General features: G+C 70.1%; 9 protein-coding genes. 8 read left to right on the top strand and 1 reads right to left on the bottom strand.

Annotation, left to right across the window (positions count from 1 at the left end):
- Positions 1-257 precede the first annotated feature (257 nt).
- The 3 genes from A4R25_RS26455 to A4R25_RS26445 all read left to right on the top strand — a co-directional run bounded on the left by A4R25_RS26455 (position 258) and on the right by A4R25_RS26445 (position 3,219).
- Positions 258-956: a hypothetical protein gene (locus A4R25_RS26455; RefSeq protein ID WP_064448447.1), complete on the top strand. Its 699-nt coding sequence runs from the start codon at positions 258-260 to the stop codon at positions 954-956.
- Positions 957-1,007: 51 nt separating this feature from the next.
- Positions 1,008-2,012, top strand: a complete 1,005-nt coding sequence (locus A4R25_RS26450; protein WP_064448446.1) for a phosphotransferase enzyme family protein — start codon at positions 1,008-1,010, stop codon at positions 2,010-2,012.
- Positions 2,013-2,412: 400 nt separating this feature from the next.
- Complete coding sequence (locus A4R25_RS26445; protein ID WP_064448445.1) at positions 2,413-3,219, top strand: HAD family phosphatase; 807 nt, start codon at positions 2,413-2,415, stop codon at positions 3,217-3,219.
- 11 nt (positions 3,220-3,230) lie between these two features.
- Here the strand turns inward: A4R25_RS26445 and A4R25_RS26440 are convergent, their stop codons facing one another.
- Positions 3,231-3,977 (bottom strand): oxidoreductase, encoded by a 747-nt coding sequence (locus A4R25_RS26440; protein ID WP_043327263.1) that lies wholly within the window; start codon positions 3,975-3,977, stop codon positions 3,231-3,233.
- Positions 3,978-4,199: 222 nt separating this feature from the next.
- Here A4R25_RS26440 and acs point away from each other — a divergent pair, with 222 nt between their 5' ends.
- From acs to A4R25_RS26415, 5 genes are all read left to right on the top strand, one after another.
- A complete protein-coding gene (acs, locus tag A4R25_RS26435) occupies positions 4,200-6,188 on the top strand; it encodes an acetate--CoA ligase (RefSeq protein WP_064448444.1) in 1,989 nt (662 codons plus the stop codon).
- Positions 6,189-6,419: 231 nt separating this feature from the next.
- Positions 6,420-9,203 (top strand): immune inhibitor A domain-containing protein, encoded by a 2,784-nt coding sequence (locus tag A4R25_RS26430; protein ID WP_231915639.1) that lies wholly within the window; start codon positions 6,420-6,422, stop codon positions 9,201-9,203.
- A gap of 358 nt (positions 9,204-9,561) precedes the next feature.
- Complete coding sequence (locus A4R25_RS26425) at positions 9,562-11,964, top strand: immune inhibitor A domain-containing protein (RefSeq protein WP_043327268.1); 2,403 nt, start codon at positions 9,562-9,564, stop codon at positions 11,962-11,964.
- Positions 11,965-12,133: 169 nt separating this feature from the next.
- Positions 12,134-12,472 (top strand): hypothetical protein, encoded by a 339-nt coding sequence (locus tag A4R25_RS26420; RefSeq protein ID WP_064448442.1) that lies wholly within the window; start codon positions 12,134-12,136, stop codon positions 12,470-12,472.
- Positions 12,473-12,576: 104 nt separating this feature from the next.
- A complete protein-coding gene (locus tag A4R25_RS26415; protein ID WP_043327273.1) occupies positions 12,577-13,509 on the top strand; it encodes an alpha/beta fold hydrolase in 933 nt (310 codons plus the stop codon).
- Position 13,510 lies beyond the last annotated feature (1 nt).

The following is a 13,510-nucleotide window of genomic DNA, read 5'->3' as shown; positions in this document are numbered from 1 at the left end:
GGCTGTCTCCCTCGGTCGGACTCGGACGTGCCCGGCAGCCTGCCCGGCCGATGAGCCGAGTGCGGGAGATGCGGACTCCCCTGTGGACGGCGGAATGCGATGTGGACAGACCTCGGCGGAGGAGTGGATCTGCTATGTGGCGCGAGGGTTGAGCAGCGAACGCACGGTCAGCCATTGACTACGGGGATGATCAGTAACGGATAATCGGGGACCCCTCGCCGCTCCATGGACGGCACCGGCTTTGCGGATTCGAGGCCATGACCGATTCATCGCATCCCCTCGCGATTCCCCCACCTCCGCGCCACGCGCTGCCCGACGGACCGACCAGCGGCGAGGCCTGGCTGCGCGATCCGTCACCGGCAGCGCTCGCCGCGATCGCGGTCGGGCTCGTGGTAGTGGTGCTCGCCAGCATCGTCAGCGCCTTCGCGACGCCCCGCCGCCCCGACCTTCCACCGCCGATCGAGGGGCAGGCGATCCTGGCATCCCCGGCGCTGTCCAAGGGGGCCGCGGAACCACCGGAGGCGTACTGGTCGCCGCCGCCGGTGTCGCTCTCCAGCCGCTCCGTCCTGCCCACCCGGACGGCCGAGCCGAGCCGGGCGGCCGCTCCGACCAGTCAGCCGGCGTCGCCGAAGCCCTCCCGTTCCAGACCTTCGAAACCGCCTGTCGCCGGGCCCGACGAGCTCAGACCGCTGTCGCCGACACACGAACGGAGGCTGCGTTCACACGGCGGCGGACCGGAGACGTTCATCGACTTCGTCAACACCCGGCGGGAGCGCGTCGCCGTCTACTGGCTCAACTACGAGGGCCGGCGCCAGCGGTACGCGCTGCTCGAGCCTGGGCAGTCCTACCGGCAGCAGACGTACGTCGGTCATCCCTGGGTGGTCACCGACGAGCGCGGCGGAGCGCTGGTGTGTTTCGAGCCGGCCAGGCACACCTCGCGCGCGGTGATTCGCTGACCCGACCACAACTCGCTTGCCGGCCGGGACCCCGGCTGCGACGCTCCGGCTGTGATCGACAGACCTGGCGTCGACGAGCCGCTGCTGGCCGCCGAGGTGGCCGCCGCCTGGGCCCTGAGCGTCGCCGACCTCGTGTTCCTGCCGGTGGGGCTCGACGGGAACGCCTGGGCGTACCGGGTGGACACGACCGGCGGTGCGCGGTACTTCCTGAAGCTGCGCCGCGGCGAGTTCACAGGGGCCGCCGTCGCGCTGCCCGGATTCCTCCGCGCGCGAGGCCTCCGGCAGGTCGTCGCGCCGATCGACCTGCCGGACGGCGGCGCCGTACACGGCTTCGAGGGCTACCGGCTGCTGCTCTACCCGTTCCATGAGGGCGGCAGTCTGTGGGCTCGCGGTCTAACCGACCGCCAGTGGATCGGGTACGGCGAGTTCCTGGGCCGGCTGCACCAGGTCACGCCGAGCGCCGAACTCGCCGCCGTCCTGCCGGTGGAGACCTACCGGTCGACCGCGGGCGACCGGCTGCGAACGCTCGGCGATCAGGCCGCGGCGAGCGACGCCCTCGGCGCGTTCTGGAAGCGGTACGGCACCGCGCTGAACCGATTGGCGGACACGGTGGATGAGCTTGCGTCCGGTGTCACGCGCGCTCGGCACGTCATCGCCCACGCCGACATCCACCCGGGCAACCTGATCGCCGACGGCGACGGTCCGCTACACGTCGTGGACTGGGACGCGCCGATGCTCGCGCCGCGCGAGCGGGACCTGATGTTCGTCTACAGCCGGGACTTCGGCGACCACCCGGCCGACGCGCGCCGGGCCGAGCTCTTCCGGCGGGGCTACGGCCCGGTCGAGCCGGATCAGAGGTTGCTGAGTTTCTACCGCGGCGAGCGACACCTCGACGATGCCGCCGAGTTCCTTCGCAGCATCCTGAGGCCCGGGGCCAGTCCGGAGTCCCGGGCCAACGACCTGCATTGGCTCACCCGCATCGCCGAGGCCGTCGCCGACCCCGCCTCAGGACGACTACGCAGCCCGCGTCCTGGCTGCCTTCGTGGTGCCTGCTGACGATCTGCTGACTTCGGCTACGGCATACCCCGGAGAAAGCGCGCTCGATGACGCCAGGAGGGGCTGTGACCTGCGGCGGAGCGCTCGCAGCGCAAAGGGACGACCCCCGTCGGGGGGAGACGGGGGTCGTCTTGTGGTTCGGCTCCGGGGGGGTCGAGCCGAACCGACTCAGCGGTTACGGGGGGTGCAACCGCCGAGGCCTGCGGCGTCGGGAATGTGAACTCCCGTCGCGAGGACAAGCATGCCGCAGCCGACCCTTATACGTCGAGTGGTGTTCAGTCCACGCAAAGCTAATTTCTTGCACATCAGATGTGACCGCCGTCACTCCTGCGGGTGCTCATCCACTTCCATGACCCTGGGCGGACGCCTCCGCGCCGCCGTCGGGCTAGACTTTCGCGCCGTGGGCCGCAGCGCCGCTTTCTTCGATCTCGACAAGACCGTCATCGCCAAGTCAAGCGCACTGGCATTCGGTCGGCCGTTCTACCGGGACGGGCTGATCACTCGGCGTGACGTGGTCAAGTCGGCGTACGCGCAGTTGATGTTCCGGCTGGGCGGCACCGACGAGCAGACCATGGCCCGCACCCGGGACTACCTGGCCACCCTCTGCAAGGGCTGGCCGGTGGAACAGGTCCGCCAGATCGTCGCGGAGACGCTGCACGAACTGATCAACCCCTATGTGTACGCCGAGGCGGCCGCCCTCATCGAGGAGCACCAGGCCGCCGGCCGGGACGTGGTGCTGGTTTCCGCGTCGGGTGACGAGATGGTCCGGCCGATCGGTGAGCTGCTCGGGATCACCGACGTGATCGCCACCCGGATGGGTGTGGTGGACGGCCGCTACAGCGGTGAGGTCGAGTTCTACGCCGCCGGTCCGAGCAAGGTCGAGGCGGTCAGCGAGCTGGCTCTGGAACGCGACTACGACCTCAGCGACTCGTACGCTTACTCCGACTCGTACTCGGATCGGCCGCTGCTGGAGTGCGTGGGGCACCCGACGGTGGTCAACCCGGACCGGGCGCTGCGCAAGCTGGCGGTGGAGAACTCGTGGCCGGTGCTGGAGTTCCGGCACCCGATTCCGCTGGGCCGCCGCCTGCGTGAGCGGCCGGCCGTGCCGGTCGCGGCCGCGGCGCTCGGTGTCGGAGTCGGCGTGGCCATCGGCATCGCCTGGTACGGCCGGCACCGCCGCACCCGCACCGCCGCGCCGACCGCCTGACACCCGCGACCTCAGGACGCGGCGAGGATCTCGTCGCCGATGAGCGTGATCTGGTCGGCGCCGACCTCGACAGCCGTCATGTAGTGCCGCAGCCAGGAGCGCAGGCCGTCGGGCGTGCCGGTGGCGAACGCGCCGGCCGCGCCCACGTACTCCGGTTCGCGCTCGCGGTGACCGACGTCGACAGCGACCAGCCCGCGGGGGTCGAACCCGGTGGAGATCAGCACCAGCCGGGCGGCGGCGCGGGCCACCACCCCGGACGGGCCCGGGAAGGGGCGCAGGTTCAGCAGCTCGCCGTGTACGACGGCGGCCAGCACCAGCGGTGGCACCTTGGTGCCGCCGGCGACCAGGGCGGCCAGGCCGTCGAGGCGGGCCGCGACCACCGGGTCGGCGACCGGCCGGCCCAACTCCTCCTCGGTCACCACGTCGCGGGCGGCGAGCACGTGCAGCCGGGCCAGCACCTGCCGGGGCGCCTTGGGCCAGAGATCGCTGAGCCCGGGCAGCGCTCCGGCCACCCGTAGCGCGCCCTGCATCACCGGGTCGGTGACGGTGCCGGCGCGTACCTCCTCGCGGTCGTGGACGCGGCCCTCCAGCGCGGCGCTGGCCACGGCGGAGCGGAGGCTGACCTCGGCGGCGACCTGGCCGCCCTGGCGGCGCAGCGCGCGGTGCCGGTGGGCCAGGTCGACCCGCTCGCGGGCCTGCTCGACGGCGGGGGCGACGTCGGCGAGCGCGAGCAGCGGGGCGAGCGGATCGGTGGTCACCCCGTCACGCTAGCGACCGCCGGGCTCCCCCCATGCCCGGGGTTGTTAATAAGGGTCCCTTCCTCTACCGGAGGCGTTAACAAGGGGCCCTTCCTTACACCTCGGCGCGAGGGGAGGGCCGCTGGGCGCGCGGTGCGGGGCCGGGCGGTCGCGACCGGGGTACGGCGGGACTAACCTTCCCCGGAGTAGGAGACGCAGGTCACGCGACGAAGGAGTCACCGCATGAGCGAGGCATTGGCCAACTTGCTGAACGAGACGCGCCAGTTCCCGCCGCCGGCTGAACTCGCCGCGAACGCCAACGTGACCGCCGAGGCGTACGAGGAGGCGGCCGGTGACCGGCTGGCCTTCTGGGCGCGTCAGGCCGGCCGGCTGGCCTGGGCCCAGCCGTGGGAGCAGGTGCTCGACTGGTCGAACGCCCCGTTCGCGAAGTGGTTCACCGGGGGCACGCTGAACGTGGCGTACAACTGCCTGGACCGGCACGTCGAGGCGGGCCTCGGCGACAAGGTGGCGATCCACTGGGAGGGCGAGCCCGGCGACACCCGCACCGTCACCTACGCCGACCTGCACCGGCTCACCTGCCAGGCGGCGAACGCGCTGACCGAGCTGGGCGTGACCGCCGGTGACCGGGTGGCGATCTACATGCCGATGATCCCGGAGGCCGCGGTGGCGATGCTCGCCTGCGCCCGGATCGGCGCCACGCACAGCGTGGTGTTCGGCGGCTTCTCCGCCGACGCGCTCACCAACCGGATCCAGGACGCCAGCGCCAAGGTGGTGATCACCGCGGACGGCGGGTACCGGCGGGGCAAGCCGTCGGCGCTCAAGCCGACCGTGGACGAGGCGGTGGCGAAGTGCCCGTCGGTGGAGCACGTGCTGGTGGTGCGGCGTACCGGTGAGGAGGTCGCCTGGTCGGGCAGGGACCACTGGTGGCACGAGACGGTGGAGACGGCGGCGACGGAGCACGAGGCGCAGCCGTTCGACGCCGAGCACCCGCTGTTCATCCTCTACACCAGCGGCACGACGGCCCGGCCGAAGGGCATCCTGCACACCACCGGCGGCTACCTGACCCAGGCGTCGTACACCACGCACGCGGTGTTCGACCTGAAGCCGGAGTCGGACGTCTACTGGTGCACCGCGGACATCGGCTGGGTGACCGGGCACTCCTACATCGTGTACGGCCCGCTCTCCAACGGCGCCACCCAGGTCATGTACGAGGGCACGCCGGACACGCCGCACAAGGGCCGGTTCTGGGAGATCGTCGACAAGTACAAGGTGACCATCCTGTACACGGCGCCGACGCTGATCCGCACCATGATGAAGTGGGGCGAGGACATCCCGGCCGGCTACGACCTGTCGTCGCTGCGTCTGCTCGGCAGCGTCGGTGAGCCGATCAACCCGGAGGCGTGGATCTGGTACCGGCAGCACGTCGGCCGCGGTGAGCTGCCGGTGGTGGACACCTGGTGGCAGACCGAGACCGGCGCCATCATGATCTCGCCGCTGCCCGGTGTGACCGAGGCGAAGCCCGGCTCGGCGATGGGCCCGCTGCCCGGCATCGTCGCCGACGTGGTGGACGACCAGGGTGAGTCGGTGCCGAACGGCGGCGGCGGTTACCTGGTGCTGAAGGAGCCGTGGCCGTCGATGCTGCGGACGGTGTGGGGCGACGACAACCGCTTCCTGGAGACGTACTGGTCGCGGTTCGGCGCGGGCGCCAACATCGGCGACGAGTGGGTCTACTTCGCCGGTGACGGCGCGAAGAAGGACGACGACGGGCACATCTGGCTGCTCGGCCGGGTGGACGACGTGATGCTGGTGTCCGGCCACAACATCTCCACCACGGAGGTGGAGTCGGCGCTGGTCAGCCACCCGTCGGTGGCGGAGGCGGCGGTGGTCGGCGCGACCGACCCGACCACCGGGCAGGCGATCGTCGCGTTCGCCATCCCGCGCGGCACCGCGGAGACCGCCGGCGACGCGGGCGAGCAGCTCATCGCCGAGCTGCGCAACCACGTGGCGAAGACGCTCGGCCCGATCGCGAAGCCGCGGCAGATCATGCTGGTGCCGGAGCTGCCGAAGACCCGCTCCGGCAAGATCATGCGCCGGTTGCTGCGGGACGTGGCGGAGAACCGGTCGCTCGGCGACGTGACCACGCTCCAGGACTCCTCGGTGATGGAGTTGATCTCGTCGGGGATGAGTGGCGGCAAGTCCGACGAGGACTGACGACAGCCGACCAGGGGGCGGACCGCGGCGCGGTCCGCCCCCTTCGTCGTATCCGGGATCCGCGCCGGTCGATCGGGGGACCCGATCTGACCTGATCGGCCAGAGCACTTTTCCACCACTGTCGATGTCGCTTGTTGTCGGTTACGTTCAGCCGCACCGGCGGATTTCGACGAGCGTCAGTGAGACGGCCGGTTCCCCACCATTCCCTACGAACGGAGTGGCATGCTCCCCATGTCGCAGCACAGGGCACGGCGACGCTTACTCGTCGCGCTGCCCGTCATCGCGCTCGCGGCCACGTCGCTGACCGTGACGGGCAGCGCGGCGGCCCAGCCGTCCCGGTCCGCACCGGTCACGATCGGGGCGGACGAGCACTACATCAACTACGCCGAGCCCGAGGTGCAGCCGGACACCGGCGGCAAGGAGATCAAGGGCCGTGACGGCGTCTTCACCTCGCCCGCGGACGAGGCCCGCGCCTACGACCGCAAGTACGCCGGGGGCAACCCGATCGCGGCCCGTGAGCTGGCCAAGCTGGAGGCCAAGTCCATCCGGACCGGCAAGAGCCCTCGCAAGATCAAGCAGGCCAAGAGTACGCAGACCGCCAAGCTGCTGACGCTGCTCGTCGAGTTCAACGACAACGCCAACGACGACTTCACAGGCGTGATGGTCCCGAAGACGGTGTTCGAGGACCGCACCTGCGTTCCCGGCACGGTGCAGAACGGGCCGCGGCACAACACCATCCCGAACCCGGCCACGCTGCCGCACAAGGACAACAACTCGATGTGGGTGCCGGACTTCTCGCCGGCCCACTACGACAAGATGCTCTACAGCAAGAAGGGCATCACCGAGCGGGTCCGCAAGGACCTCAAGGGGCCGGACGGCAAGCCGGGCATCAGCCTCGCCGGGCGGACCATGCACAACATGTACCTGGAGATGTCCAAGGGCGCGTACACGGTGGACGGGCAGGCCACCCCGTGGATCACGGTGCCGCACTCGGAGGGCTGGTACGCCGCGTCGCGCTGTTTCCAGGACGAGAACGGCAACTGGGTCGCCGGGCGTGAGCAGTCGATGAACGGCCACCCGGACAACCCGCAGGGCGCCGGCCGCCTCGCCACCGACGCGATCGACGCGCTGGCCGCGGCCGACCCGAACTTCCCGTGGGCCGACTACGACATCGAGGACCAGAGCGACCGCGACGGCGACGGCAACTACCACGAGCCGGACGGCGTGATCGACCACCTGGTGCTGGTGCACGCCAACCAGGGCAAGTCCCGTGGCGGCGGCGACATCGGCATCTACTCGGTCTGGGCGCACTCCTCGACGGTGGCCGGCGGCTACACGATCCCCGGCACCAACCTGAAGGTGTCGAACTACATCGTGCAGCCGGAGGACGCCGGCGTCGGCGTCTTCGCCCACGAGTTCGGCCACGACCTGGGCCTGCCGGACCTCTACGACACCTCCGGCAACGCCGACTCGGACGTGGACTTCTGGGACCTGATGGCGTCCGGCTCGCACTCCGGCGAGATCTTCCAGGCGCTGCCCACCCACATGGGCCTGTGGGACAAGTGGGTGCTGGGCTGGGCCGAGCCGAAGACGTTCGGGCCGGGTGACCGGTCCAAACTGGTCAAGCTCGGGCAGACGTCGCGTACGCCGGTCGGCACCGAGGACGGCATCAAGATCGACCTGCCGGACAAGGTGATCTCACTGGCGACGCCGCACAGCGGCGGCAACATGTGGTACTCCGGCGCGGACCAGAACTGGGCCGACGTCAAGCTCAGCCGCACGGTGACCGTCCCGAACGCCGCCGACGCGAAGTTCTGGATGTGGAACAACTACGTCATCGAGGCGGACTGGGACTTCGGCTTCGTCGAGGTCTCCACCGACGGCGGCGCCACCTGGAACGAGCAGAAGGTGTACGCCGAGGGCGGCGCGCTGGTCTCCACAAACGACGGCTACGCCGACCCGAACGGCCGGATGGTCGACTTCGGCAACAAGAAGTACGGCCTGAGCGGCAGCACCGGCGGCTGGCGGCACGACTACGTCGACCTGTCGTCGTTCGCCGGGCAGACCGTGCAGGTGCGGCTGCGGTACGCCACCGACGAGGCGTTCGTCGAGCGCGGCTGGTTCGCCGACGACTTCTCGGTGACCGGCGGCGGCGCCACCACCTGGAGCGACGACGTCGAGAGCGGCGCGGCGGGCTGGACCCAGACCGGCGGCACCTTCACCGACACCAGCGGCGCGGGTTGGTACATCGACTCGGGCACCCAGGTCAAGTCGCACTACTACCTGGCCGAGTGGCGTAACTTCGACGGCTTCGACAACGGCCTGAAGTACACCTACGACACCGTCTACTCGCACGAGGCGTGGAAGGTCGACCGGATCGCGTACAACGCGCCGGGCATGCTGGTCTGGTACCGGGACACCCAGCTCGGCGACGTCAACCACGTCACCGCGCAGATGACCGCGCTGCCCAGCTACGGCGCCAAGGGCGGTCTGCTGATCGTCGACTCGCACAACGACCCGCTGCGCCGCAAGGGCACCGCGGCCGAGAAGGACCCGTCGGTGCTGAAGAACCTGCCCAGCCGGCCGCAGTCCTCCAACGCCGCGTTCGGCCTCAAGCCCACGTACCCGTTCAAGGAGTGCCTGGAGGCGGCGGACGAGCCGTACAGCGAGTACTGCACGAAGTTCGGCCCGCAGGCGCCGGTGAAGGGCTTCACCGACGCCAAGGGCTGGTACCCGGGCATCGAGATCCGTGACGGCGCCGCGTACGCGCGGGACAACGACGCCTCGGTGGTCGTCCCGTCGCGGGGCAACCAGCAGTACACGACCCGGGTGGTGAACCCGGACGGCACTCCGGCGACCGACTACTACGGTTCGACGCTGGGTGGCGGGGCGATCGTGCTCGGCACCGGCAACCCGGGTGACGCGGGCGTCCAGTACGGCGTCTCGATCATCATCAAGCGGGCCGCCAAGGACAACTCGTACGCCCAGGTGTACGTGGTCCCGCCGCGTCCCTGAAACGGGCGCGGTCAAAGCGGAACCGGAATGACCGAAAAATGATCTGATCTAGCTCGATGGGGGAAGGGCCGGGAGCGCTCACGCTCCCGGCCCTTCCGCGTAACCCATTAATCCATGCATGTCTCTGCAATCGCCGCTCCGCGCATCGTCGCTGGTCAACGGCTCGGTGACGGGCAGGTGTGTGACGGTGAAAAGCGTTCTCAACAAAAAGTTGCAACAAATCGACGCACGCGTCTTCCCACCAGTCGCAGCAGTGTCTATGTTCACCCTTGGTCCCACCAGTGGACCGTTCCACCGGCCCGTACCCCCAGTTGGGCCGGTTCCCTCACACCGGAGGTACCACGTGCGCAAAGTCGCAGTGGGTCTGCTCGGGCTTTCGCTGACCGCGACGGGGCTGGTGGCAGGCACGGCCGCCAGCGCCGCGCCGACGCCGAAGCTGCCGGCCGCCGCTCCGTCGGTGGCCGAGCCTGCGCAGGCTGAGCACGACCTGCCCAACCCGCTCGAGGAGAAGCGGCGCGCGCTGCGCCAGGAAGGCCTCAGCGAGGTCCTGTCCGGCAGGGCGAAGGCCCAGAAGATCAACGGCAGCACGGTCGTCAAGGTCGGCGAGCGGGCCGCCGCCGGTCCCGCGGCGGGCAAGGCAGCCAAGAGCACCAAGGCCGGCAAGGGTCCGACCAAGGACCAGTACGTCGAACTCTCCCGCGAGCGGACCGACAGGATCTTCGTCATCCTCGCGGAGTTCGGCGACGAGCGGCACCCGAACTACCCGGACCAGGACACCGACCCGGACACCCCGGGCCCGACCCGGTTCGACGGTCCGCTCCGCAACCAGATCCCCCAGCCCAACCGCGCGGTGGACAACTCCACGGTCTGGCAGGCGGACTACAGCGCCGACTACTACCGGCAGCTGTACTTCGGCACCAACCCGGGCGACGAGTCGCTGAAGCAGTACTACGAGGCCCAGTCCTCGGGTCGGTACAGCGTCGACGGCGAGGTCACCAACTGGGTGAAGGTGCGGTACAACGAGGCTCGCTACGGCCGCTCCGGCGGCTACCCGTGTGCCTCGAACGTCTGCACCAACACCTGGGCCCTGGTCCGCGACGCCGCCAACCAGTGGGTCGCCGACCAGAAGGCGCAGGGCCGTTCCGACGCGGAGATCGCCGCGGACGTCAAGGCGATGGACCAGTGGGACCGGTACGACTTCGACGGCGACGGCGACTTCAACGAGCCGGACGGCTACATCGACCACTTCCAGATCGTCCACGCCGGCGGCGACGAGGCCGACGGTGACCCGTACCAGGGTGAGGACGCCATCTGGAGCCACCGGTGGTACGCCTTCGCCAGCGACCAGGGCAACACCGGCCCGGAGAACTTCCCGGCCGGCGGCACCCAGATCGGCAACACCGGCGTCTGGATCGGTGACTACACGATCCAGCCGGAGAACGGTGGCCGGAGCGTCTTCTACCACGAGTACGGCCACGACCTCGGTCTGCCGGACGACTACAACGTGGTCAGCGGTGGGGACAACAACAACGAGCACTGGACCCTGATGGCCCAGAGCCGGCTCGGCGCCAAGAACGACGGCGGCATCGGCGAGCGCGGTGGCGACCTCGGCGCCTGGAACAAGCTCCAGCTCGGCTGGCTCGACTACGAGGTGATCGTGGCCGGCCAGAAGCGCACCCTGGAACTCGGGCCGCAGGAGTACAACTCCAACAAGGCCCAGGGCGCCGTGGTGGTGCTGCCGCAGCGGGAGTACACGTTCCAGAACGGCAAGCCGTTCGAGGGTACGAAGCAGTTCTTCTCGGGCAACGACGACGACCTGAACAACACGATGACGCGCACTGTCGACCTCACCGGGAAGACCAGCGCCGCGCTGTCGATGAAGGGTCGCTACAGCATCGAGGCGGACTACGACTACCTGTTCTTCGAGGCGTCCACCGACGGTGGCCAGACCTGGACCTCGCTGCCCGGTACGGCCAACGGCACCCCGCTGAAGGAGATCTCCCCCGGGCGCTACGCCCTGGACGGCTCCAGCAACGACCAGTGGGTCGACGTCAACATCCCGATGGACGCGGTCGCCGGCAAGGTCGTGCAGTTCCGGCTCCGCTACCAGACGGACGGCGGCGTGTCCGAGGGCGGCTTCTACGGTGACGCGATCACCGTGACCGCCGACGGTCAGACCCTCCTCACCGACGGCGCCGAGGCCGGTGCCAACGGCTGGACCCTCAGCGGCTTCAGCATCGTCGAGGAGACCTACACCCGTAAGTTCGACAACTACTACATCGCCGGTCACCGGTCGTACGTCTCGTACGACAAGTACCTCAAGACCGGCCCGTACTTCTTCGGCTACGCGAACACCCGCCCGGACTACGTGGACCACTACGCGTACCAGGAGGGTCTGCTGATCTCCTACTGGAACCTGCGGTTCGCGGACAACGACACGTTCGCGCACCCGGGTGAGGGTCGGAACATGATCATCGACGCGCACCCGCGGCCGATCTACAACCTGACCGGCCAGCCCTGGCGGGCCCGTGTCCAGGTCTACGACGCGCCGTTCAGCCTGAAGAAGGCCGACTCGTTCACGCTGCACATCAACAGCCAGCCGCAGTACATCCGCGGTCAGGACGCGCAGCCGCTGTTCGACGACACCAAGCAGTACTGGTACCCGGAGCTGCCGAACCACGGCGTCAAGCTCCCGGCCACCGGCACCAAGATCAAGGTCCTGGAGCAGAACGGCACCTCGCTGAAGGTCCGCTTCTCCTGATCCACTGATCGACGCGCCACGCGATGCCCGGGCGGGCTCACCGCCCGGGCATCGCCCTTTCCGGGAACCCGGCGTACCCCGCCCGCGTCCCATCCGTTCGACACCCGCCCCACGCTGCCGGCCGCCCCACGATGGCGCTGATCGACGGCGCGGCCGAGACGGAGGATCCGTGTCCGACGACCACCAGCCGGCCGCGAGCGGCGCCGGCACGCCCGCCGACCGGCCCACGCCACTGTCCGCCACCGAACTGCCGACGCTGCGGCGTCCCGCCGGCCCGCCGAGGAAGCCGACCGACAACCGCCCGGCCGGCGTCGTCGCCGGATGGATCACCCGGGGCGGCGCCGGACCCTGCTACGGCCTGATGGACGAGAACGGCACGGAGTACGCCGTGTACGGCCCGGACGCCGGGGAGTTGCGCAAGGGCGACTTCGTCTCACTGCGGCTCACCGCGCGGGACCGCTCGGTGGACTGCGGGCCCGGCATCCCCATGCGCGTCGCCGAATCCTGACCCCGCAAGCGGTCGCCGGGCCACATGGGTCACCTCCCGGAGAAATCCCTGATCCTGGTCACCTGCGAGCCCGATGCGCGATCGGCGGCCCTAGGCTGTGCCCCATGACCGACCAGCGCGGCGGACCCGTCGACGAGTCCTGCGTCCTGCCCGAGGGGCCGTGGACGCACCGGTTCGTCGGTGCCAACGGCAGCCGGTTCCACGTCGTCGAGGCGGGCGCCGGTCCGATGGTGCTCTTCCTCCACGGCTTCCCCGAGTACTGGTACGCCTGGCACGAGATGCTGCCGGCGGTCGCGGACGCGGGCTTCCGGGCGGTCGCCGTCGACCTGCGCGGCTACGGCGCGAGCGACAAACCACCCCGGGGGTACGACGGCTACACGCTCGCCGCCGACGTCGCCGGCCTGATCCGCGCACTCGGCGAGCGATCGGCCACGGTGGTCGGCACCGGCGCGGGCGGGCTCATCGCCTGGACCGCCGCCTCCTTCCACCCGACCCTGGTCCGGCGGCTCGTGGTGCTCGGCGCGCCGCACCCGCTGCGGCTGCGGGCCGCCATCTTCGCCGACCCGCGCGGCCAGTTCGCCTCGGCCACCGCGACGCTCAAGTTCCAGCTTCCCCGCTACGAGCACGTCCTGACCCGGGACGACGCCGCCGAGGTGGAGGAGATCCTGCGCCGGTGGGGCGGCCCGCGCTGGGCGGACAGCCCCGACTTCGCCGCCTACGCCCACTGCTGCCGGGTCGCGATGCAGATCCCGCAGGCCGCGTTCTGCGCGATGGAGGGCTACCGCTGGGCGTTCCGCTCGGTGCTGCGGCTGCACGGCTACCGCTTCGTGAAGCTGATGCAGAAGCCGCTCGTCACGCCGACCCTGCAACTGCACGGCGCGCTGGACCGCGCGTCGCTTCCCCGTACCGCCCAGGGCTCCGGCCGCTACGTCAGCGCGCCGTACGAGTGGCGGCTGCTCGACGACGTGGGGCACTTCCCCCACGTGGAGGCCCGTGACCTGGTGCTCGGCGAGGTCCTGCGCTGGGCGAAGTCCTGAC

This window comes from Micromonospora sp. NBRC 110037 (assembly GCF_001652995.1).
Lineage (GTDB): Bacteria > Actinomycetota > Actinomycetes > Mycobacteriales > Micromonosporaceae > Micromonospora > Micromonospora chalcea.
The sequence above is the reverse complement of the archived record's forward strand: the minus strand, read 5'-3'. Positions and strand labels throughout refer to the sequence as shown.

Bases quoted from the DNA above. Each gene is read 5' to 3' on its own strand.
- A4R25_RS26430 (WP_231915639.1), top strand. From the start codon at position 6,420: ATGTCGCAGCACAGGGCACGGCGACGCTTACTCGTCGCGCTGCCCGTC.
- acs (WP_064448444.1), top strand. From the start codon at position 4,200: ATGAGCGAGGCATTGGCCAACTTGCTGAACGAGACGCGCCAGTTCCCG.
- A4R25_RS26415 (WP_043327273.1), top strand. From the start codon at position 12,577: ATGACCGACCAGCGCGGCGGACCCGTCGACGAGTCCTGCGTCCTGCCC.
- A4R25_RS26455 (WP_064448447.1), top strand. From the start codon at position 258: ATGACCGATTCATCGCATCCCCTCGCGATTCCCCCACCTCCGCGCCAC.